Here is a 20,712-nt window from a genome sequence, read left to right on the forward strand (position 1 = left end):
TTATTCTATCTTATCTCCAAGACAGAACAATCCCTATTCGTTACCCCATATGTTCCAGAATACCGGTTAAATCCTTATATACAAAATGCGGTTTGACCCCTAATTCATCCATCACTTTATCCTGACGATTTATCCAAGCCGTATAGAATCCAAAGTTCGTCGCTCCTGCAATGTCCCATGGGTTAGAAGACATAAACAACACTTCTTCTCTTCTGATCCCAAGCTTTTCAAGAACAAGCTGGTAAGACATCGGGGTTGGTTTAAACTGCTTCACTTCATCAACTGACAAAACCTCATCCAGCAAATGCCCAAAGGAAGATTGCTCAACAAGAGGAGATAGCATATCCAGTGAACCATTGGAAAAGATGGCTTTTTGATAAAGTTTCAGTTCTTGCAATACACTCCCTACTTCTTCGTAGTGATTTAATTCCAGGTAAGCCTCCAGCAATTCCTTCTCTTTTACTTCAGTAAGGTCAACTCCTGCTTGCTTAGCCGCATAATGGAGAGCATCCTTCGTTATTGTAAAAAAAGTCGTATACGTACCCATTAATTGACGTAAAAAACTATACTCCAACTGCTTCTGGCGCCACACCTGGCTGATTTCCTTCCCTTTATCAGGAAAGAGTTCATTACACTTTTCAATGACGGAATGAACATCGAAAAGAGTTCCATACGCATCGAACACAAAAGCCTTTATATTGAGATTTGACATACGCATCCTCCTCTTTCATTCTTCTTATATAATAGACCATTTTAAATAAATTAAACTTTTTCACCTCTAAGCGAATTCATTTCACATTCACGTTTTTTATGATATATTACTTCGAGTATCTAAATATATTATGGAGGTGGTCACGATGAATGCAGAACTACCACATGCACAGGCATCTCCTTCCTATACAAAGACGATTCTGTTCTTGAGCTTAACCGTCTGGCTGGTTGTCATGAATACCACCATGTTTAATGTAGCACTCCCCAATGTCTTAAAGGATTTCTCTTTAGCCCCTTCTGAAGGAGCCTGGATTGTATCGGGATATTCTATCGTACTCGCCATTTGCACCATTACATATACGCGCCTGGCAGACTACATTCCCATCAGGAGGCTGCTTATCCTGGGCATTTCCATTTTCGGGCTGGCATCGTTCATAGGTTTCTTTGCTCATACCTTTACCTGGCTATTGATCTCCCGTTTATTCCAAGCGGCAGGTGCTGCAGCCATTCCTGGGTTATCCATGGTGTTTGCCGGACGTTTTGTCCCGATGGCAAGACGCGGCCGGGCATTGGCTATGATTGCCTCAGCTTCTTCCCTGGGCTTTGGATTAGGGCCCGTCGTAGGTGGCGTGATTACCGATTATTTAAGTTGGAACTATTTATTTCTAATCACGTTATGTGTCCTTGGAATGATACCTGTACTCTACCGCTTCCTGCCGGATGAGACGACCAGGAAAGGGTACTTTGATGTATGGGGAGGCCTTTTAACCGGAATCGGAATTACGTTCTTTCTGCTGTTCATTTCAACGTTCCACTGGTATTATTTCGCAGGTGCCGTTGTATTCTTTGGAGGATTGTGGATTCGGATCCATAAGATCGAACTACCTTTTATTCAACCCAGTTTGATACGGGACAAAGGATACCGTCAGATTCTATATATGAGTTTCCTGGGTTTCGCCACTCACTTTGCGATTCTAATCGTCATGCCTCTTATGCTTCAGCATGTATTTGGTAAAAATCCCACAGCAGTTGGATTCATTATCTTTCCGGGTGCGATGCTGTCGGCAGTGGCAGCTGTATATGTCGGGAGACTGATTGATCGCTATGGAAATATGAGGGTGATGTTCCTTGCTCATATCCTTCTGATCATTTCAACCGTCATCTTTTATATCTTATCACCCCTCAATGAATACATGATTATGCTGGCTTATATGTTTACAAGCTTTGGCTTTTCAAGTCTTTCGTCAAGCTCGACCAATGAAGTATCCCGTGTCATGAGTAAGGAGCTGATTGCTTCAGGAATCGGCATGAAACAGCTTACCCACTTCGTAGGCAGTGCGTCTGGTTCTGTTCTAGGAGGAATCATTGTCGAGATGGGCGGAGCAGATTTCCCAGTCCGTTCATTTCAGAATACATTCCTTGTTCTGATCGTATTAATGACACTATCCCTTATTCTATTATTCTTGTACCGCAAGAGAATCAACCATCAATAAAATCTGGTCCAGGCAGTATATCTGCCTGGACCTTATTATTTGTAAATAAATAGTGCTCATATTAGCCTGAATGGATTCCTCCACTACCAATAAGGGTATAGTAAGAAAAAAACAGTAGAACAGGGGAATTCAATTGAAAACAAAGAAAAAGTGGTATAAGAAGAAAAGCTGGTGGATCGGGGGTGTCCTCCTATTGATCCTTACCGTCGTTATGGTATACCACCGCGTTAAGCCGTTGCCTCCGGGAATATCCTATGCAGGTAATACCTATACCATACCCGAAAAGGATGTGGAGTTCTTATACGACCTTACATACCAAAAGGATGGGAAAGAACTCTATGACCATTCGATCTTTGATGAAGTATACCAAACCATTGAAGAAGCAGAGGATTTTCTTATCTTGGACTTATTTTTAGTAAATGGATATACAAAGGGTGATCGTGATTACCCGAGAATCAGTGAAAAATTATCGAAAACGATTCAAGCACAGATGAAGAAGAAACCTGATTTAAAGGTTGTCTTCATCAGTGATATCGTCAATACCACGTATGGGTCCCATTCCGCAAAGCAATTAGAGCCTTTAGAGGATCTCGGGGCTGAAGTCATTTATACCGATCTAAACCGCCTCAGGGATCCCAATATCATATACTCGGGGGTGTGGAGGACCGCTCTGGGCTGGTTCGGTCAGGATGGCTATGGCTGGCTCCCTAACCCTATGGCTTCATCTGCACCCAAGGTAACCATGAGATCGTATTTAAAACTATTAAATGTTAAAGCCAATCACCGAAAAGTCGTCATCACTGAAAGGGAGGGACTAATACTTTCCGCCAATCCCCACGATGCAAGTGGGTTTCACTCTAATATCGGATTCAAGGTCAAGGGAGAAATCCTCAAGGACATGGTAAAAGCCGAAAAGGCAGTCGCTGCTTTTTCAGGGGGGAACGTAGAGGCATTTCCTACAGAGGAAGACTTAGATCAGTCTATTAAAAAGCTTTCTTCTAAAGAGAGCTCCGTTAAAGCACAAATCCTTACTGAAAAGAAAGTTCAAACAAGTGTCGTAAACGCTATGAATAATGCCAATAAAGGAGATGAAGTCTGGATCGGGATGTTCTATCTTGCGGATCGGGACATTATCGATGCCATAGGGGATGCTGCAGACCGTGAAGTAGAGGTACGATTAGTGCTTGACCCCAATCAGAATGCCTTCGGTCAAGAAAAGATAGGGTTACCCAACCTGCCAATCGCATCAGAGCTGCACAACCTGGACAATGACCATATTACAATTCGGTGGTATAACACCAATAAGGAACAATACCATACTAAATTCATTTATATAAAAGGGAAAAAAGAGAGTACTGTCATCGGGGGATCCAGTAATTACACATCGAGAAACTTAGATGATTATAACTTAGAAGAGAACATAAAGATTGTGGCCCCAACTGACAGCAAAACCATGTCGGATATTGATCAGTATTTTAACCGTATCTGGAACAACGATGATGGCACCTACACCGTTAAATATGAGGAATATCAGGATAAACTGCCTGCCTTTAAATATGTCATGTATATCTTGCAAAAAATCTTCCAAGTAACGACATATTAGGTTTTAATCCCACAAGAAAAGGGAATTAAATCAGTAACAACACATCACAAAAACATTAAATGGAGGTTAGAAAAATGGGTATTATCTTGTACTTAATCGTAGGTGGGATCATCGGTTGGTTAGCTGGTCTTATATTAGGTAAAAACGTTCCTGGTGGAATCATCGGGAACATCATCGCAGGTATCATCGGTGCATGGATCGGTGGAGAACTTCTAGGAAGCTTCGGACCATCACTTGCAGGAATCGCTATCATTCCAGCCTTACTGGGAGCTATTATCTTTGTATTCCTGTTAAGCTTACTGTTAAGAGGTATGAGAAAGACTTCTCATTAAAAAACACTGAAACCCCTGAATTCCAGGGGTTTTTTATTTGCCCTTAAAAATATATAAAAAAAAACAGCCAATGATGGCTGCCCTCTTAATACGTCATAGATTTCTTATGTCTTCTTTTATTCCGATACTTCTTATAAAACGGGTAAATAATAGGTCCCCATTTGATCAGTCTTCCAATTAAACGTTTCATGCAGGTAACCTCCTTTGTTATAGGTTGTTTACCCGTTTTAAGCAAACGGAAAACCTCTATATCCAATCAAAGTCGGTAATCATTCCCAATCCTCATTTGTAAAAAAGAATCAACACTTCCTTTACATATGGTAGATACTCTTAAAGCAGAAAAGGAGGCAGCCAAAATGAAAAAATGGTTCAAAAAAAGTTTCGCTTCACTTGTAATATTATCGATTCTTCCTCTATCAGCGAAAGCACTGGAAACCCCTTTTAGTTCAGCTGGTGAAAGGGATGGCGGTATCGGCAACAGTACTCATTATCTGGATTCCGCTCCAAATATCTCCCTGGATCCGAAGGTAAACCAGATTATTTACCCGCTATTCGCAACACCAGCCATTAAAAAGAAAGGTGAGGACCTTACCTTAAAAATCGACACACAGGGTAAAGAAGCGGGATCATGGAGTGTCAAATTAAAGCAGACAAACCACTCTTCTCAGACTAGTGAGTATGATTTACCTGTCAAATCAGTTCAACAAGGACAATCTCATTGGAAGGACAGCTCCTCCATCGTTGATGTCACTGTCACGATTCCTGAAAATACTCCACAAAAGCTATATGATTTACAAGTAGCCTACACTGGAAATGGACAAAGGATCAACGATGAACAACCACATTCCGTTAAAGTAGTGGACGAGTACAAAAAGGATTTTACCTTCTTGCATATGACGGATACTCATATTGGTTCCCCTCGGAATCTTGGTGATCCAGAAGATCCATCCTCTGTAGATCCTGCTTTGGCAAAGCACTACTCGGGGAAAAACTGGGAATCAAATATGACCAGCAATGGCATGGAGAAAATGCTAAAGAATTAATCAATGTCATGAAAGAAAACAATGTAACCGTTAGTCTCCACGGGCACACTCATATTGATAACGTAACGAAAGAAGATGGCATTTTATATACAACGACCACAGCGATTGAATTAACTGGTAAGCCGTGGGTCGGATTCAGGGGTTTTTCTGTTCAAGATGGTCAGATCGAATTTTACAATTATGAAGAAACCGGCCACTCAATCCCTGTTTATCAAAATGGTGATACCAAAGGTGGGACGATGTCCTTTGATGCTGCCTACCAGACAAGTAATGACGGGAGTGCGTCATCACAACAGGTGGAAGTGACAAATCGTTTAAACAAACCTTTAACCGTCACCATCCCCTTATATATGACAGAAGGAAATTATAACGTATCAACAGGCGAAGTTCTTCAGAATTATGCATCTGATCGTAAGCAGTATCTTGAAGTACAACTTACCATTCCAGCAAACAGTACAGAAACGCTCAACGTGCAGAAGAAATAAACATTGATAGGCTCCCTTCCATAGCATTGGAAAGGAGCTTGTTTTTAATTGAAGTTATATTCTGCCCGGGAAATAATTCAAAGTATCGTTCTTTCAAATAATAAAGAGCAACTGAACTCTATGTTCAGTTGCTCTTTATTATTTACTACTCTTCGATTCAGAAATCTTTCCTAAGAAAAAGCCATCAATCTCACTTAATTTACCACGCCACATAATCTTCCCTTTTGAAGGGGTCGGCTTGCTGTCGCCACAATATACCTTTGTGTTCTTCAAGTGAATAAAGTGGGCTTCAGCATTTTGGTTTTCATCTACAGATTCCCCGGCTCTGGCAAGCTCCTCACTCAGCTTCTGTGCTACCTCACTGCCATCCTCGAAGGTTTCACTTAATGAGTCGAAGTATTCCTTTGCAGAAACAAGGGTACCCGTTATGACGGCTCCCTTGACGTTTAACGTGATGTCTAATGAAAAGTCATGTTTGTTTGATGCCTGTACAAAAAATTCTAAGATGCTATCCTTTCCTGTACCAGATTCTAAACTCATCTTCACATCTCCTTTATCGTTAAGCTACTGTGTCGTCTTCGGTAGAGAGTGTTGTATCTTCTTCTTGATCTTCGTCTTTATCATCATCTTTCTTAGCAGATTTTTTACTTTTAGCGCTTGACTTGCGGGTAGAACGTTTCTTGCCCTTTGTAGAGCCTGACTTACCGTTAGATTTCTTTTTGCTAGAGGCTTCTTCCTCATCATCGCTATCATCTTCATCTTCTTCATTTTCATCTTCACTAGTGTCTTCGTCTTCTTCATCGTCATCTTCTTCATCTGTTGCTTCTTCTTTAGACTTTTTAGAAGCTTTCTTACTTGAAGAGGTTTCTTCTTTTTCTTCTTCATCCTCGTCTTCCTCTTCATCACTTCCATCTTCACGTGTCGCGGCAATTTGATTCATTTTCTCTTCTAATTGCTGCAAACGGTCCTGAAGTTCTTCATTTTCCTGTTTAAGCGCATCATAGTCCTGGTTTGACTCTTCTTCAGAGCTGTTTGTTTCTGTTGAATTTACGGCCGTTTCCGTGTCTTCAGATGCTTCCTCATCTTTATCACGCTTAAACAGATTGGCTGTTGATGATTTTAGGGACACAGCGGCTTTTCTGGATCTTTCTTTTGCTGCTTTCCCGAAGTCCAGGCTTTTGCTTTTGATTTTCTCTTGATCGATACGATCTAATAGTTTTTTTCCATTTTCAGGTGTTGCCAGATATCCTACAGTTGCTCCCAACAGACTTCCAGCTACGGTTCTCTTGATAGGGCCGCTTCTTCTTGTTTTGTTCTCGTTTGTTGAATTCTTTTCTTGTCCTTGATTCTCAACTGTTGTGTTTTGCGTATTTTTTTCTGCCATCGGTAAAACCTCCAATTAGTTTGTTTCCGCCGTGTTAAGACGGTTCGTATCCAGTTTCTTTTCAAGTGATTCCAATCGTTCCTGTAATTTCTTATTTTCCTCTTCAAGTGCTTTCGTGTTGTTATCTGCGGCTTTGGAACTTAAGTACGGGTCATTTTCCCACCAGTCCATGCCTATTTCTTTCGCTTTATCTACGGAAGCAACGATTAAGCGGATTTTAATCGTGAGCAGCTCGACATCGGCAATTCCCACCGTAATATCCCCTGCTACGACAACTCCTTTATCTAAAATCTTTTCTAATACATCCACGATTGTGTTGGATTGTACCGGATGCTCCATTCCCATCATGTAACCTCCCTAATCGGCATTACATTAAGCTCCCTAAAGGACCAAGATCTATATTCAAGTCTTCTGCATCAAGACCAAATACCTCTTTTAACTCTTCCATTTTTTCTTCTAAGTTCATCAGGGCTATGCCTAAATTCTCCACTTGTTCATCCGTTAAAGTACCGCCTTCGACACGCCGCATTGCATGTCTTTCGACGATTTGCCTTAATAGTTCTACAACGGTCAATACAAGTTGCGCTAAGCCTTGTTCTGCTTTTTCCGGGTCGAAATTAATTCGCCCATTTGTCCCGCTGGCCTGTGGCATGAATCAATCCCTCCCTTTCTTTATCGAATTGATCGGACGTTACCGTTTTACGCGTCCCTTGCTTGTGTTGAACCAATGTCTCTACTGAGGAAATCAGCACTCGCAAATCCAGATACACGAGGTCGACACCTGCAATGGATATAATCAAATCTCCCTTTATCGCCACACCTTTATCGAGAATGACATCCAATATATCTATAAGGGCAATATCTTTGTTCTCGATTGATTCTCTAACTGTCATATTTCTCATTCCTTGTTTTGTGATTAAGAAAAACTAGAAAAATGATAAGGTGGCCAAGGGCCTGATGCTTCAATTTTCCAACCTGCGTGTCCCAGTTCTTCTTCGTATTGCTTAATTTCCTCTACAAATTCATCAACATTGGATACTGGAAGGAGAAACACACTGTTCCAAGCCATATGTTCTTGTCTGCCTGTGACATCCTTACTCCAATTCTTTTTGATATTTCCATGGAGGGAATGTTCCTTCAGCTTTTCATGAACCTCTTCACAGAGACGATTCTTTTCATTTTCAAGTTCCCGATCAATCAGCTGATCGATTTTTTTCTTTTCAAAGAACTGCCTGCCCTTTGGTAATTCACTGATTTCTTTTCTTTTGGCTTCGATAGACGGGTTGCTTTCGCTTACCTGCTTCTTCAGCAGCTTATCATCACAGTAGATTTTGACGTTCCACTCTTCATTACCATCCAGCTGTGCGAAGGTCGTTTCCAGCTTGTTTCGATTGCCTTCTATCGTGGCCATAAGGCTATCCTTGTTCTTGTACAATGTACAGAACTTCAAGGGAATGATGGTATACATCTTGGAAACCATCAGTACGGTTTCGTGATGATGAAACGCTTTTTCCTGAAGCCAGTCCATATCGTTATCGACTTTGTCCTTAATGGTTTCTTCTGAGTATTCATCCGGTGGCAGATCACAGACAATTGCTGTCACTTCGCCGTTTTCAATCGTATATAGTTCACCTTCTCCATCGAATCCTTTCATGGAGGGAAGGGCCTTTTCATTTGCTTCTTTTGTTGGGATTAAGCCGTATAAATAAAGTAAATCGCTCATCTGATCACCCTTATTTCTTTTTCGTTAGTTCTTCCCATTGCTCCATTTCCATCTGTTTCGCAATTTCATATCGTGCTAGTAACTCATCTTCTTTTTCCTGGAATGCTTTCTCAGGGATTTCACCTAATTCATACATCATTTGAAGCTGAATCAATTTTTGTTGAATGGTAGGAAGGTCGTACAATTCTTTGTCTGCTTCTTCTTTAATCTTTTCGCCGACTTTAATGACTAAATTAATTGGTGCACTCACCAATTTATGAATCATCAGCCTTCCTCAACCTTCAAGCGTATGTTGACAAAATTGTAAGCCGGCCAAGGGCCGCTATAATTAAATTCGACCTTATCCTTCCATTTTTCATGGGCTTCATTGACCTTTTGATCGAACACTTCTTCCTGGTCCCGATCAATTAAGAAAGAAGCGTTGAGAAGCATTTTCTCACTTGAAGGGTCATTTGCCTTTGCTGATACGGCTGTTTCCTCAAGGGGGGCATAGACTTCCTGCTTCACCTCATTTTGAAGGGAAGTAAATAGCTTCTGAGCCATTCCTCCAAGCTGAATGCGGTCATAATACGCGGCAGATTCAGATTTCCCTTTAACGGCTGATGCCATTTTTTCTACCTGCGGGTTTTCTTTAACCATCGCTTCCAGCCATTCCTTTTTACCGATAACCTTTAACCCTAGCTCGATTTTCCCTTTAATTGCCGGGAAAAGGGTTTCGAACTGAGGATAAAGGTTTTCCAGAAGAGCCTGCACATCGTCTCTTGATTTAAAGACATTCCCGAAGCTGATCGGAATGACCGTATCCTTTTGATCCATCACCCGTGATACGGCACCCTGGTGCATGAGAAGATTCTGCTTCTTGGGATGATAGATTTTCATCGGTACTTCTGCTGCTACCATCGCGGAGTCCTTATATCTGATCGTGAACGTCTCGCGTTCCTCGCCTTCAATTTCAATGGAGCCAAATTGATCGTCTTCTTCTGTTTGAATGGCACAAAATATATAGATTCCCATTTCTTCCTTACTCATCATGAAACTCTCCTTTATTCCTCAGATACCTTCATATGTTTACATGCATCTATAATTAATCGTTCTGCTTTTTTTTGTGGGTTTTCTTCGTCGATACATCGACTTAGACTATGTGCTACTATATCAATACATAGACGTTGAAAGTCTGAATCCTTACCGTCTATGGGAATGTCTGATTCAATGGCGAGCCTTGCGATCATTAAGGAAGCACGCAAGCTCGGTCCGTTCTTTCCGTTTGTACATTGATCACGTAATGTAGATACAAGGGTTGTAATCGCTCTTGCTTCACTCATAACCAAGTTTGCTTTTTCGGATACAATCTTTGCCTCTTTTTCTGCTCCCTTGTAATCTACGTTAATGGTAATTAACCGATCCAGGAGAGCGTCCTGCGTTTGGTAAACCCCTGCATATTCTGCAGGATTACTAGTAAATATGATTGCAAATTCCGGGTGTACGCGAATAAAAGGTTCCGTTAATTTCGATCCATATAAAGGGATGATCCCCTCTTCTAAAATAGATAGGAAGATATTATTCGTTGTCGGCTGAGATCTTGTAAATTCATCGTATACAAGGGTATAGCCATTCTTTACTGCTTCCAGTAATCGCCCGTCTCTCCATGTCTCGGTGACACTTTCGTCCTTTTTATAGACTGATCGAACATATTGATCGATCACTTTTTTACTCGTATACCCTGTGAAATCACCAATTAAATCTTTATTATTTAATTCATGGTTACCATGCATGAGCATAACCGGTCTTTTTCTCTTCTTCGCCAGAGCGATTGCAAGAGAGGTTTTCCCGGCTCCGGAAGGACCTGTAAAATGTACAGGATATCCAGCTTTAAGGTATTGCAATGAGCGCGAAAGCAATTCTTTCGTTTCATCGTCTTGTATTAATGCCCTGCTATCCTTTTTGATCCGTTTTGTTAAGACCGTCACTTACAATTCCCTCCTACTCGCTCATCCACTACATTTCCTGTCCAATGGCACTTCTGTAACGGATATCCCGTCGTTTAAATGATGTGACTTCCTTTTCTTTATTGAGTTGAACATCATATGTTCCAAGCATTTCGTCTTTAGCATATTTCTTCATATATTCTTTTTCTTCAATTACCTCGACTTGAAGCTTCCAGCCTTCATCTTCTGTCAGTTCCACTGACGTAATCTTATGGACCGGGGCTACATGTTCATTGAAGAAGTCGGTAACATTATTCATAATCTCTTTGATAACCATAGTCGCCTCCTACTCCTACTGTTATGAAAGCGGGAGGGTGCCAATAATGGCCCCCTTTCACTTTCTTTTCTCCACTGCCCCTGTTTAAACACTAAACTGGGAGCTTCTTTCGTTCTGCTGAGTAGCAAGACCGTTTTCTTCGACATCATCCCGAAGCAGGCCAACAGCTTCTGCATAACGCAACCATGTATCTACGCTGGCAATGACGACCCTTGCTTCAACCGTTAAGATTTCAATCCCAACTACAGATACCCTTGCAAAGGCATCAATGACGATACCTTTGTCGAGAATCCTGTCAATTACTTCCGCTAAACTCGAACTATTATTACTCTTTTGAATAGCCAATTGTTATTCTCCTTCCGGTGTTTAAGAACAGATGGTCTTAATGTCTTTCGATGATTTAATATTTTCCGAACTTTTAATTTCTGTAGAACTTTTAATATTAAAGGAGCTCTTGATGTCACTCGCCCCCTTAATATTTGCGACACCTTTAACTTTTGTTTGTTTATCATTGGATGAAGAGATTTTCTTTTGAAATTCTTCTCCTGCTTCTTTTGCATTGCCTAATTTTTCTCGAACGGAGAGCAGGACATCCTGTACTTTTTCCTTTGCTTCTTCAGCTTTGGTATGAACATTATCAGCATTTTTCTCTTTGGCCTTCTCTAACTTCTCAGATGCTTCATTGGCTTTTGATTGAATACCGCCTTCGACACTGTTTACAAATGTTTCTTTCGCCTTCTCTTTTATCGAATCTTTCACTTTTTCTTTCACGGGCTCCGGGGCGTGATCGTATGCTTTTTTAGCCATCTTCCCAACTGCTTTTTTCACCGGCTTACTCATGTAATGCCCCCTTCAGGGATGCGATTATTTCTTAGACTCCACTAAGCTGTTAAGCATTTCTTCAATACGTTCTAAACGCTCATTCAAATTCTTGTTTTCTTCTTTGATTTCTTCTAATTCTTCTGAATTATTAGAAGAATGTTCACCGCTATCTGCCTTGGCATCAGTGTTTTCCGATACCTCTTCTTTTTTCTTCTTAGGTGCAAGCCTGCCACCTTCCAGCTTGCTCATATATCCGGTAGCAGATTGTCTTAATGTGATAATGGCTTGCTCTGTCAGAAATTCCTGTGCTGATCTTCGCAATTCCTTACTTGCTGCTTTCATCACTTCTGATTTCCCTAAACTGTCCACTACTTTCTTTCCTGTACCTGGATTTGAAAGTAACCCGATACCAGCTCCGACTACTCCACCGATAATCGCATAATTCATGGATTGTCTATTTTCAGCTGATTGCTCTCCGTTTTCTTCAATGTTTTTCGTTTCTTCTACTTGTTGACTGCTTTTTGTTTCTGCCATATTCATCCTCTTTTCTACAAAAATAGTAAAACTATATTTAATTTACTTGTTTAAATGCTAAACGCTGTTCCTCTTTCATTTTCCTGCTTGGCTAAACCTTCTTCTTGGACTTCGTCTCTTAAGAGCCCAACTGCCTCTGCATATCGTAACCATGTATCTACACTTGCAATGACGACTCGCGCTTCTATTGTAAGAATTTCTATTCCCACTAAGGAAACTCTGGCAAATGCATCAATGACTATTCCTTTATCCAGGATTCTATCAATTACTTCTGCGAGACTTGAGCTATCGTTACTTTTTTGAATACTCATCGAATCTCTCCTCTTTATTGGTGTAGCCAATGACTGTGTGCAAATTTTATATTCGGTTTAATCGGTGTTTACCTCGTTTTACACCTACCCTAAACTAGGTCCTGGGAATCATTTGAAATAAACTGCCATTTTTTATACATGTTTGATTGCGTTTCTTTCACTCTGTAATATTTCTTTCTTACAGTTATATAGCTTGTAAGGATTTTTGTAGAAGGAATAATTCAAATAAGACAAATAGATTACAGTTTCTAAAGGAGGAATCGGTTTGAATTTAGAGGAGAAGTGTGATTTTCATCGGGGGAGGGGGGGTAATTGATTCTCATGATAAGCCTTTGCAAAAAAAGAACCAGAAGCATTATGCTTTTCAGCTTTGCTTCTGGTTCTTTTCCTATTTATTCATTTGGGATAGAAAATCACCTAAGAGATCTTCCATCGATTCTTCTTTAGGTTCTTCTTCAACGGTTTCCTGGGGCTTCATGGCACTGTCCCAGTCAAAGTTGTCCAATTCTTCGTCAGTAGAGTAAGAGCGCTCATCTACTATTTCTTCTGGAGTATCATCCATCACTTGATCAAGGGACCACTCTCTTGAAGAATCGTGACTTGCCGCAGATTCTTCCTGAAGATAGAGGGCTTCATCAATATCCAATGAATTACTGCTTAAGGAAGCTAGAAGGGAGGCAGTACGAACCGGGTTTGATAACAGCTGGTACACGATACTGCCTAACAACGCTTCTGAGTGTTCATGCTTCAACCAGTCACGCTGGGATTTATCCAATCCCTTCGGAAGGGGGATCGTAATGGCTTCTCTCTGTTTGGAAATCGTATCATTTACTCCATTTAATACAAGCTCTGCAATTTTACTGGAGAAATTTCGTTTTTCCGTTTCCTTAAGTTTTTGTAAATGCTTTAAAACATGATCAGGTGTATCAGAAGGAATTCGAAACGTAATCGGCTGTCCCCTCGACATCCCTTTTCCATTCATACAATCACCCTATTTGGTTTTCGCTAATTTTTGATCTTCTTTTTGTGCTTGTTTTTGATTCTTTCTTGAGAAGTCTGCAATTAGCTTATAATAAGCATTCGCCATCATCCAAATGCTTTCTTTCTCATCTTCAAAGAAGTCGATATTGTAACCATCAAGATTGTTATTAAGCGTTTTGATATATTCTTTAAGAACACTTGATCCTCCGCCAATGAAGTAGCAGATTTCAGTTTGAGAATTCTTTTGCCACATATTGCGCAGGTGACGATATTGCTTCTTAGCAAGTTCAAGCATAATACGGTCAACGATATCGTGTACGCTTGTACGGCTTCCTTTAACCATAATATGATTACGATCATTTTTCTTCGTGATGATTTCTACCACATCACGACGGCTGTCCAGCTCAATTCCGTGTCTTGAGCGGATTTCTTCACGGATCCATTCAAGGGACTCAGACACACCAAGGTTGAATCCTTGAGCTTTATCGTCATCTACTTTTCGATCTTTAATCACAGCGATATCCGTTGATAAGCCGCCGATATCTTGAATTAAGATGCGTTTATCAATGAGGTCCTTATTGATGATATTTAAATTGTTATCCATAACAAGATTGATGAATGCGGCAAACCCTTCAGGATAAACCTTTACTTCATCAAATTTAATATTCACTTTGATGCCTTGGTAGCGAGGAGTTACCAGAAACTCAACTTGGTGTACTGAACCTAACAGTCTAGAACGGTACCCTACATCTTTTCCTTCCTTTACTTCGCGAAGTGGAAGACCTGTACCCAATGTGTAATTTGCTTCTATAACGTTATTATTCTTCTTAAAATTAGAATCATTGCGTGCTGCATCAAGTGCAATGGAAGCAAACAGCATCACCAGTGTTTGATCTTCTTCTGATTTACTGCTGCCCGGATCCAGTTCAGTAGAGTTATTGCTCTTCGTTGCCAGATTACCGACACGATAAATCGCATTATTATCTTTAAGAGTAGGGGAGTGGACACGGATATGTATGCCGTCAAGTGGGTCTTGTGTATCCAGCTCTTCGATTCCGATAATTGGGCGATCTTCAATATCCCTGGCAATGACGTTCGGAATATTTACCTCAGCGTCCATCTTTCCAAAAATACCTTTAAGAGAATCATTACCAACGTCAATGGCTGCAATTCGTGAATTCGTCATTAAAATCATCCTTTCATTCATGAGTAAGAATTTGTCAAAAAATTTCAACTCTTACTCTCAGAGTATACAATTTCACCTCTCCGGTCAATCCTACTTTTCTATCGAATATTCGCAGCGTAATCAAGGTCAATATGTATACAAATTGTATCGTTGTATACATATTTTGTACACATCCCTATATATCAATATGTGTACTTGTTTGTATACTTGTATACATTTTTGTTTACAATTGTGTACGTATTTGTATACTTGTATACATTTTTGTTTACATCCATATTTTAGTGGAGGATTTGTAACTATCAACCCACTACTCTAGTAATCTATTAAATTATTACAATGGTGAAAATAATAGGAATCCTAAAGGTTCAAACAAATCTTTTAAAAAAATGGCATAAGAAAAGAGCAGCCTCCTTAAAATGAGACTGCTCCTATGAGTACATTAGTTCTACTGTTGATAAAGGTTCATTGATACTTAACGAACTCAATATGATATTTCTCTTGAAGGTTCTTCATGCCAATACCGCGCCAACCTGTTGTCAGGAGTGATTGCTGCGTGTGAAAATCGTCCATTGGAATGATCAATCGTTTCCGGTCGGCTTGCACAGATTGTTTCATTACTTTTTTAACAAATATATAGCGCATTTGATCGCCGTATTTATTTTTTAAGGCCGCTATTTCCATACCTTGAGCAAATTTATCTTTCAAACTTGGTATATTAAAGGGAGCTACGGTACAGCTAATATACGTGAAATCACCGGGAAGGTTGGGAAGTTCCTCCATAATGACAGCGCCTAACACTTGCTGCAATCGATTTCCCCGGTAAATGGGGTCTACAATCGAGATTTCCTGGTAGATGACTTGATTTAACTCATCTTCATTTAATCCTATATCCAATCCCAAATGTTCTTCATCGATTTCAGGTTGAAGAAGCGCTCTGAACGCAATAAGTTCCTGCTCCAGAAAAGCACCAACCATCAAGCCCTTCCCCTTAAGAATATACTCATATTCAACTCGCGCGAGGGGTTGTAAACGTGTTTTATCCTCTAAATCAGCGACTACTATATCTTGCAATGAAAGAATTTCTTCAATGTGGAGCATAGATAATTTATGGACAGTATACAATCTGTTCTCCTTGATTAACTTTCCTTCGTGAAGTGCGTTCACACGCTGTCCTCCTCATCCAATCGAATCTTGAAACACCGTCAGTTCTTTCAACACCGATTTATTTATCTCAACCCCTAATCCAGGCTTATCAGAAAGTCGAATAATAGGAACATCATAGACAAGATTACCCACATCTTTTGAAAATTTCAATGGTCCCGTCAGCTCTACGCTTGTGATGACCCTTTTTGAAAAAGCAACATGGAAGCCTGCTGCAGAGCCGATAGAGGACTCTACCATGGAGCCTATCTGACACTCCATTCCAGCCATTTCCGCCTGATGAGCAAGCTTTACAGCAGGATAGATCCCACCGCATTTCATTAATTTGATATTCACTTTATCAGCTGCCTGTTTTTGAATGATTTCTCGCATTTCCCTTGTTCCTTTAAGACCTTCATCAATCATTAAAGGCATGGACGTCTTGGACTTTACAGTCACCATTCCGTCGATATCATCAGCGAGAACCGGTTGTTCTATCCAATCCAAATCGATGCCCTCCAATGAGCGGAGAGCCTTTAACGTTTGCGAACTGTTTTTCCATCCCTGATTTACATCAACCCGAATGGCAATATGATTCCCTACCCTTGCACGAACCTTTTGTATACGCTCGACATCTGCTTTTACTTCCGTACCTACTTTCATTTTAAAAGAAAGATATCCTTTATCCACCATGAGCGCTGCCTCATCTGCCATCTCTTCAGGCTCTGCGATGCTTAAAACATGTGTAAGGGGAAATTCTTCATGATAACGTCCCCCAATCAATTGATAAACAGGCTGAGAGAGCTTTTTCCCTATGATATCAAAGCAGGCAATGTCAATGGCTGCTTTTGCAGTTGGAACACCATATATGGATTCATTCATGAGAACATGAAGTCTCTCTATATTCATTGGATTCTGGTCTAACACTGCAGGCCCTAGAGTGCTCTTTAATACATGATAAGTACTCTCCCAGGACTCTCCTGTAACGTGCTCATCTGCCACTGCTTCCCCGTACCCTGTGATCCCCTCGTCGGTTTCAATCTCTACAATGATGGAAGGCATATCATGATAAGTATGGTAGCTTACCACAAAAGGAACATGAAGAGGCAGACGAATAGCATATACGTTTAATCCGATAATTTTCATAGGTCATAACTCCTTTTCATTTACACTACTATTTGCAAATTGGTATAATGTCGTTATATAGTCGCTAATTAAACCGAAAGTAGGTGGAAGCATGGAAAAGATAAAAATTGCTGTTATCGGGTCTCAAGACTTTATCCAGGATTTACACTCCATAGAACCTCACATGACTGACATCGAAATAGACCCCTACACTTATCAAGATCCCTATCAATCCAAAGAATTGATCCAACACTTAAAGCCTTGTGATGCCATTTTTTTCTCAGGTGCCTTGCCCTATTATTATTCAAAAGAGATATGCGATCAATTATCTGTTCCTTCCTTATTCCTGGAACAGAATGAAATGGCCGTCGCTTCTTCATTATTGTCTATAACCTATCACAAAAAAATTCCGATTGACCGTATATCGATTGATTTGATGGAAGCTTTATACACCAAACATGTATCGATGGATATAGGAATTTCCATTCCTGCTGCTCATGTTTTGGAATATAAAGAACGGCTTCCTTATCAGCTGGATTTAACCTCCATTGTTCAATACCACTACTCACTTCACCAGTTGGGAAACACTGATGTGGCGTTAACAAGCATCCACGCCGTATATGACCGCCTGAAAGAACTTGGAGTTCCAACAGAAAGAATGGTAGACCCTATCAGGTCTTTGTTAAATGGCTTTCAGAAGGTAAAATCTATCGCTCTACTAAACAAAAGAAAAGCTTCCACGATTTCAGCTATCTATCTATCCCATGATCAATCACATCAGGAATTTAACCAATGGTTACAATCATTCACCCATGATATTCAAGGTTCCGGACAATCAATTGATGAACATACTTATTTACTTCATAGCACTGTGGGCCATATAGAGTCACTAGTCTCTCATCACACTTTCGAGGAATTGATATCCAGGTGGAATGGTCGAATGAAAATTGGATTCGGCTATGGTACAACGGCAATAGAAGCAGAGCAAAACGCTGGAATTGCCCTGCGTTTTGCTCAGAATGACCCCTTGGGTAAGTGTGGATATATTTTAACAGATGATAAAAACCTTCTTGGTCCTTATCCTAAAGAGGCTAAATTGCAGCGTCTCAAGAATAATCATCCAAAACTCTTTGATATTGCCAAGGAAATTAAAATCAGTCCGGGAAATCTGTCTAAATTGATAGAATTCAGCAGAAAGCGTTCATCCTCACAGTTTACAGCTGCCGAGTTAACTGATTATCTTCAAATTACCCGTCGCTCAACTGAACGTATAATCAAAAAACTGGTAGATCACGGTTCGATCAGGATAGTTGGAGAAGAGATGACCTATCAACAAGGTCGTCCCCGTTCCATTTACGAACTTCATCTCCCCTTTTAAAATACTTACGAGTTTAAGGTCATTTCATCTTCATCTTTGGTGTTCACTAATTCAGATTTCGAAAGTTTTGTAATCGTAAAACCGGTTAGCGCGTATGCAATGGATAGTAAAGGCACTACAAAGTTCAACACGGCATAAGGGGCATATTCAAAGGCATGAACGCCTAATGTACCAAATATAAACACTCCACATGTATTCCATGGTATAAAGACAGAGGTTAAGGTTCCTCCATCTTCAAGTGCCCTGGATAAATTCTTCGAGTGCAAACCCTTTTCCTCATATGCTTTAGCATACATTCTTGAAGGAACAACAATGGAAATATACTGTTCTGAACAGGTGGCATTTGTTGCAAAACAAGAAACAACGGTGGATGCCACCAATCCTTTCGCTGATTTGGCCACCTTTAAAATCTGGTTCACAATGGATTGCAGCATTCCTGTATGCTCCAATATCCCTCCAAAGGTCATCGCTACAATGGTCATGGAAACCGTATACATCATTGAATCCAGTCCACCCCGATTAAAAAGATCGTCCACCATTGAATTACCTGAATCAATGACGAAGCCGCTTTGTAAGGCAGCAAATGCATCAGAAAATGATCCACTTTGGATGAATACCTGGGATAAAAGTCCAAGTAGAATCCCCACTACCAGAGCTGGAATGGCAGGTACCTTTTTAGCCACTAGAATAATGACCATTAATGGAATCAATAACAAAAACGGTGAAATCACAAAGCTATCCTGAAGCACGTTGATTGTTTGTTCAATATCGTTTGTATCAATTTTATTTGAACCGAAATTTCTTCCCAGAATGGCATAAACAATAAGGGCAATGAGTAATCCCGGAACCGTTGTATAGAGCATATGACGAATATGTACAAATAAATTTGTATTCGTTAATCCAGAAGCAAGGTTCGTGGTATCAGAAAGCGGTGACATCTTGTCCCCAAAATAGGCGCCGGAAATGATCGCTCCGGCAATCATAGGTGCTGGAATTCCCATACTTATACCGATTCCCATACCTGCAACTCCAATTGTCCCCATTGTTGACCATGAGCTGCCAATCGCCAGTGCGACAACAGCGCATATAACCGTGATGGAAACTAAGAAGAGGGATGGTGTAATGATTTTCAAACCATAATAAATCATCGTAGCCACGATCCCTCCACCGATCCAGGCACCAATAGTCAGTCCAACAAGCATGATGATGACTACTGCCGGCAGGGCAAGGCGTATTCCTTTATACATAGAATCTTCAATTTCATTCCACGTATAACCTGCCCGCCAGGCTACTATGGCTGCTACCGTTGTTCCAATGATTAATGGAATATGCGGACCCTGCTCAAGAACGACAATCGTGACGAACATGACCACGATCATGACACTGAGCGGGATAATGGCCATCCAAAACGGCATTTCTTTTTTCATGTTTGTTCCCCCTATACCCCTTTTATTTTTTTGACAGTTCTAAATAGTCGTTAAATAGACGCTATTAAAATAATGATATACGGAGAAACAAAGTGAGTCAATTTAATTTTTGTTACCGCTTACAACCCTGGTATTGAATTTTCCTTGAGGATTGAACAAAAAGGCTCTTTTCGTAAAGTTTGTTGCTATTGTAGAAGAATGTAGAAGAGAAAGTACTAGTTGATTTCCACTCCAGGATGCTCGCTTTCCGCGGGGCTGTCGGTGAGCCTCCGGGGTCTCACCTGTCCAGCTATTCCCGCAGGAGTCGATCATCCTTCCGCTCCAATCAACTTTCTGAGCATGTATCCTTAATCAAAAACAATTAAAAGTAGCTTTCTAGCAAATAATCTCATTTAAGTTAAGGAGAGATTGTTTGTCTTAAGGAAGTATCTTTCAAGTAATTTTGTTTTCTAGCACAACTTGAAGCTCTGTCACAAAAAACCCGTAAAAGATGGTGAGGGAAACTGCGCAGACTCCTGCGGAAGTACGGGCGTGCCGAGACCCCGTTCGGCTAAGCTGAGGAGGCTCGGCCGAACGCTAGCTGCAAGCGGAGCAGTTCCCCTCACCATCCAGCACTCACTAATTGACAGAGCCTTAACAGTGCTTATGTTAAAAAGCAACAATCTTTGCGAAAAGAGCGAACAAAAAAGAAAACCCCGACACACCCTTGTGCCAAGGTTTTCTAGTAATCTTATTGTACAGTATAGTGAGATTAGGCATACGTTTACTAGAG

The 20,712-nt window shown here is 40.6% G+C and carries 26 protein-coding genes; 6 read left to right on the forward strand and 20 right to left on the reverse strand.

Translation table 11 applies throughout. The annotated features are described in order from the left end of the window. Positions 1–40: 40 nt before the first annotated feature. A complete protein-coding gene (locus tag Q1B03_RS19080) occupies positions 41–712 on the reverse strand; it encodes a haloacid dehalogenase type II (RefSeq protein ID WP_299745314.1) in 672 nt (223 codons plus the stop codon). A gap of 145 nt (positions 713–857) precedes the next feature. Here Q1B03_RS19080 and Q1B03_RS19085 point away from each other — a divergent pair, with 145 nt between their 5' ends. The 5 genes from Q1B03_RS19085 to Q1B03_RS19105 all read left to right on the forward strand — a co-directional run bounded on the left by Q1B03_RS19085 (position 858) and on the right by Q1B03_RS19105 (position 5,667). Continuing rightward, entirely contained in the window at positions 858–2,204 is a 1,347-nt protein-coding gene (locus tag Q1B03_RS19085) for an MFS transporter (protein ID WP_299745317.1), read from the forward strand. Positions 2,205–2,337: 133 nt separating this feature from the next. Beyond that, positions 2,338–3,807 (forward strand): phospholipase D family protein, encoded by a 1,470-nt coding sequence (locus Q1B03_RS19090; RefSeq protein ID WP_299745320.1) that lies wholly within the window; start codon positions 2,338–2,340, stop codon positions 3,805–3,807. Positions 3,808–3,881: 74 nt separating this feature from the next. Continuing rightward, positions 3,882–4,139, forward strand: coding sequence for a GlsB/YeaQ/YmgE family stress response membrane protein (locus Q1B03_RS19095; protein WP_098438646.1), 258 nt, complete (start codon positions 3,882–3,884; stop codon positions 4,137–4,139). Between the two features lie 356 nt (positions 4,140–4,495). Further along, the gene (locus Q1B03_RS19100) at positions 4,496–5,182 is read left to right on the forward strand and encodes a hypothetical protein (RefSeq protein WP_299745330.1); all 687 of its coding nucleotides are present in this window, start codon (positions 4,496–4,498) and stop codon (positions 5,180–5,182) included. A gap of 8 nt (positions 5,183–5,190) precedes the next feature. Further along, positions 5,191–5,667, forward strand: coding sequence for a hypothetical protein (locus Q1B03_RS19105; protein WP_299745333.1), 477 nt, complete (start codon positions 5,191–5,193; stop codon positions 5,665–5,667). 138 nt (positions 5,668–5,805) lie between these two features. Here the strand turns inward: Q1B03_RS19105 and gvpU are convergent, their stop codons facing one another. The 18 genes from gvpU to Q1B03_RS19195 form a co-directional block, all read right to left on the reverse strand. After that, entirely contained in the window at positions 5,806–6,207 is a 402-nt protein-coding gene (gene gvpU / locus Q1B03_RS19110) for a gas vesicle accessory protein GvpU (RefSeq protein ID WP_299745335.1), read from the reverse strand. Positions 6,208–6,226: 19 nt separating this feature from the next. Further along, entirely contained in the window at positions 6,227–7,051 is an 825-nt protein-coding gene (gene gvpT / locus Q1B03_RS19115; protein WP_299745338.1) for a GvpT/GvpP family gas vesicle accessory protein, read from the reverse strand. A 15-nt stretch (positions 7,052–7,066) separates the two neighbouring features. Then, on the reverse strand, positions 7,067–7,396 hold the full coding sequence (locus Q1B03_RS19120; RefSeq protein WP_113969330.1) for a gas vesicle protein: 330 nt from the start codon (positions 7,394–7,396) through the stop codon (positions 7,067–7,069). Between the two features lie 22 nt (positions 7,397–7,418). After that, positions 7,419–7,703, reverse strand: coding sequence for a gas vesicle protein K (locus Q1B03_RS19125; protein WP_148970611.1), 285 nt, complete (start codon positions 7,701–7,703; stop codon positions 7,419–7,421). Next, entirely contained in the window at positions 7,669–7,944 is a 276-nt protein-coding gene (locus Q1B03_RS19130; RefSeq protein WP_044340208.1) for a gas vesicle protein, read from the reverse strand. Before Q1B03_RS19130 ends, Q1B03_RS19125 begins: the two co-directional genes overlap by 35 nt. Before the next feature lie 23 nt (positions 7,945–7,967). Then, positions 7,968–8,774 carry a GvpL/GvpF family gas vesicle protein gene (locus Q1B03_RS19135; protein ID WP_299745345.1) on the reverse strand — a complete coding sequence of 269 codons (807 nt, stop codon included), beginning with the start codon at positions 8,772–8,774 and terminating at the stop codon, positions 7,968–7,970. Between the two features lie 10 nt (positions 8,775–8,784). Continuing rightward, positions 8,785–9,039, reverse strand: coding sequence for a gas vesicle protein GvpG (locus Q1B03_RS19140; protein WP_299745348.1), 255 nt, complete (start codon positions 9,037–9,039; stop codon positions 8,785–8,787). Further along, positions 9,039–9,806, reverse strand: a complete 768-nt coding sequence (locus Q1B03_RS19145; RefSeq protein WP_299745349.1) for a GvpL/GvpF family gas vesicle protein — start codon at positions 9,804–9,806, stop codon at positions 9,039–9,041. The genes Q1B03_RS19140 and Q1B03_RS19145 overlap by 1 nt, the downstream gene beginning before the upstream one ends. 11 nt (positions 9,807–9,817) lie before the next feature. After that, complete coding sequence (gene gvpN / locus Q1B03_RS19150) at positions 9,818–10,741, reverse strand: gas vesicle protein GvpN (protein WP_299745352.1); 924 nt, start codon at positions 10,739–10,741, stop codon at positions 9,818–9,820. 28 nt (positions 10,742–10,769) lie between these two features. Beyond that, the gene (gene gvpO, locus Q1B03_RS19155) at positions 10,770–11,036 is read right to left on the reverse strand and encodes a gas vesicle protein GvpO (protein WP_299745355.1); all 267 of its coding nucleotides are present in this window, start codon (positions 11,034–11,036) and stop codon (positions 10,770–10,772) included. A gap of 84 nt (positions 11,037–11,120) precedes the next feature. After that, positions 11,121–11,381 (reverse strand): gas vesicle protein GvpJ, encoded by a 261-nt coding sequence (gene gvpJ, locus Q1B03_RS19160; RefSeq protein WP_299745357.1) that lies wholly within the window; start codon positions 11,379–11,381, stop codon positions 11,121–11,123. Positions 11,382–11,402: 21 nt separating this feature from the next. Further along, on the reverse strand, positions 11,403–11,876 hold the full coding sequence (gene gvpQ, locus Q1B03_RS19165) for a gas vesicle protein GvpQ (RefSeq protein WP_299745360.1): 474 nt from the start codon (positions 11,874–11,876) through the stop codon (positions 11,403–11,405). A gap of 24 nt (positions 11,877–11,900) precedes the next feature. Then, a complete protein-coding gene (gvpT, locus tag Q1B03_RS19170) occupies positions 11,901–12,392 on the reverse strand; it encodes a GvpT/GvpP family gas vesicle accessory protein (RefSeq protein ID WP_299745363.1) in 492 nt (163 codons plus the stop codon). 50 nt (positions 12,393–12,442) lie between these two features. Then, the gene (gene gvpA, locus Q1B03_RS19175) at positions 12,443–12,703 is read right to left on the reverse strand and encodes a gas vesicle structural protein GvpA (protein WP_060674023.1); all 261 of its coding nucleotides are present in this window, start codon (positions 12,701–12,703) and stop codon (positions 12,443–12,445) included. A 388-nt stretch (positions 12,704–13,091) separates the two neighbouring features. Next, positions 13,092–13,685, reverse strand: coding sequence for a hypothetical protein (locus Q1B03_RS19180; protein WP_299745372.1), 594 nt, complete (start codon positions 13,683–13,685; stop codon positions 13,092–13,094). A 9-nt stretch (positions 13,686–13,694) separates the two neighbouring features. Beyond that, positions 13,695–14,870: a ParM/StbA family protein gene (locus Q1B03_RS19185; RefSeq protein ID WP_299745375.1), complete on the reverse strand. Its 1,176-nt coding sequence runs from the start codon at positions 14,868–14,870 to the stop codon at positions 13,695–13,697. 462 nt (positions 14,871–15,332) lie between these two features. Continuing rightward, entirely contained in the window at positions 15,333–16,034 is a 702-nt protein-coding gene (locus tag Q1B03_RS19190; RefSeq protein WP_299745378.1) for a GNAT family N-acetyltransferase, read from the reverse strand. A 12-nt stretch (positions 16,035–16,046) separates the two neighbouring features. Further along, a complete protein-coding gene (locus Q1B03_RS19195; RefSeq protein WP_299745380.1) occupies positions 16,047–17,156 on the reverse strand; it encodes a mandelate racemase/muconate lactonizing enzyme family protein in 1,110 nt (369 codons plus the stop codon). 91 nt (positions 17,157–17,247) lie between these two features. Here Q1B03_RS19195 and Q1B03_RS19200 point away from each other — a divergent pair, with 91 nt between their 5' ends. Next, positions 17,248–18,513 carry a transcriptional regulator gene (locus Q1B03_RS19200; RefSeq protein WP_299745383.1) on the forward strand — a complete coding sequence of 422 codons (1,266 nt, stop codon included), beginning with the start codon at positions 17,248–17,250 and terminating at the stop codon, positions 18,511–18,513. A gap of 5 nt (positions 18,514–18,518) precedes the next feature. Here Q1B03_RS19200 and nhaC read toward each other — a convergent pair whose 3' ends face one another. Then, on the reverse strand, positions 18,519–19,940 hold the full coding sequence (gene nhaC, locus Q1B03_RS19205; protein WP_299745386.1) for a Na+/H+ antiporter NhaC: 1,422 nt from the start codon (positions 19,938–19,940) through the stop codon (positions 18,519–18,521). Between the last annotated feature and the right edge of the window lie 772 nt (positions 19,941–20,712).

It is taken from the genome of uncultured Rossellomorea sp. (assembly GCF_947488365.1).
Classification (GTDB): domain Bacteria; phylum Bacillota; class Bacilli; order Bacillales; family Bacillaceae_B; genus Rossellomorea.

Coding starts and splice junctions, on each gene's coding strand:
- gvpO (WP_299745355.1), bottom strand. CDS start 11,036: ATGGTTATCAAAGAGATTATGAATAATGTTACCGACTTCTTCAATGAA.
- gvpQ (WP_299745360.1), bottom strand. CDS start 11,876: ATGAGTAAGCCGGTGAAAAAAGCAGTTGGGAAGATGGCTAAAAAAGCA.
- Q1B03_RS19140 (WP_299745348.1), bottom strand. CDS start 9,039: ATGATTCATAAATTGGTGAGTGCACCAATTAATTTAGTCATTAAAGTC.
- gvpT (WP_299745363.1), bottom strand. CDS start 12,392: ATGGCAGAAACAAAAAGCAGTCAACAAGTAGAAGAAACGAAAAACATT.
- gvpA (WP_060674023.1), bottom strand. CDS start 12,703: ATGAGTATTCAAAAAAGTAACGATAGCTCAAGTCTCGCAGAAGTAATT.
- Q1B03_RS19125 (WP_148970611.1), bottom strand. CDS start 7,703: ATGCCACAGGCCAGCGGGACAAATGGGCGAATTAATTTCGACCCGGAA.
- Q1B03_RS19080 (WP_299745314.1), bottom strand. CDS start 712: ATGTCAAATCTCAATATAAAGGCTTTTGTGTTCGATGCGTATGGAACT.
- gvpT (WP_299745338.1), bottom strand. CDS start 7,051: ATGGCAGAAAAAAATACGCAAAACACAACAGTTGAGAATCAAGGACAA.
- Q1B03_RS19200 (WP_299745383.1), top strand. CDS start 17,248: ATGGAAAAGATAAAAATTGCTGTTATCGGGTCTCAAGACTTTATCCAG.
- Q1B03_RS19095 (WP_098438646.1), top strand. CDS start 3,882: ATGGGTATTATCTTGTACTTAATCGTAGGTGGGATCATCGGTTGGTTA.
- nhaC (WP_299745386.1), bottom strand. CDS start 19,940: ATGAAAAAAGAAATGCCGTTTTGGATGGCCATTATCCCGCTCAGTGTC.
- Q1B03_RS19105 (WP_299745333.1), top strand. CDS start 5,191: ATGAAAGAAAACAATGTAACCGTTAGTCTCCACGGGCACACTCATATT.
- Q1B03_RS19135 (WP_299745345.1), bottom strand. CDS start 8,774: ATGAGCGATTTACTTTATTTATACGGCTTAATCCCAACAAAAGAAGCA.
- Q1B03_RS19195 (WP_299745380.1), bottom strand. CDS start 17,156: ATGAAAATTATCGGATTAAACGTATATGCTATTCGTCTGCCTCTTCAT.
- Q1B03_RS19145 (WP_299745349.1), bottom strand. CDS start 9,806: ATGATGAGTAAGGAAGAAATGGGAATCTATATATTTTGTGCCATTCAA.
- Q1B03_RS19130 (WP_044340208.1), bottom strand. CDS start 7,944: ATGACAGTTAGAGAATCAATCGAGAACAAAGATATTGCCCTTATAGAT.
- Q1B03_RS19185 (WP_299745375.1), bottom strand. CDS start 14,870: ATGACGAATTCACGAATTGCAGCCATTGACGTTGGTAATGATTCTCTT.
- Q1B03_RS19180 (WP_299745372.1), bottom strand. CDS start 13,685: ATGAATGGAAAAGGGATGTCGAGGGGACAGCCGATTACGTTTCGAATT.
- gvpU (WP_299745335.1), bottom strand. CDS start 6,207: ATGAGTTTAGAATCTGGTACAGGAAAGGATAGCATCTTAGAATTTTTT.
- Q1B03_RS19120 (WP_113969330.1), bottom strand. CDS start 7,396: ATGGGAATGGAGCATCCGGTACAATCCAACACAATCGTGGATGTATTA.
- Q1B03_RS19100 (WP_299745330.1), top strand. CDS start 4,496: ATGAAAAAATGGTTCAAAAAAAGTTTCGCTTCACTTGTAATATTATCG.
- Q1B03_RS19085 (WP_299745317.1), top strand. CDS start 858: ATGAATGCAGAACTACCACATGCACAGGCATCTCCTTCCTATACAAAG.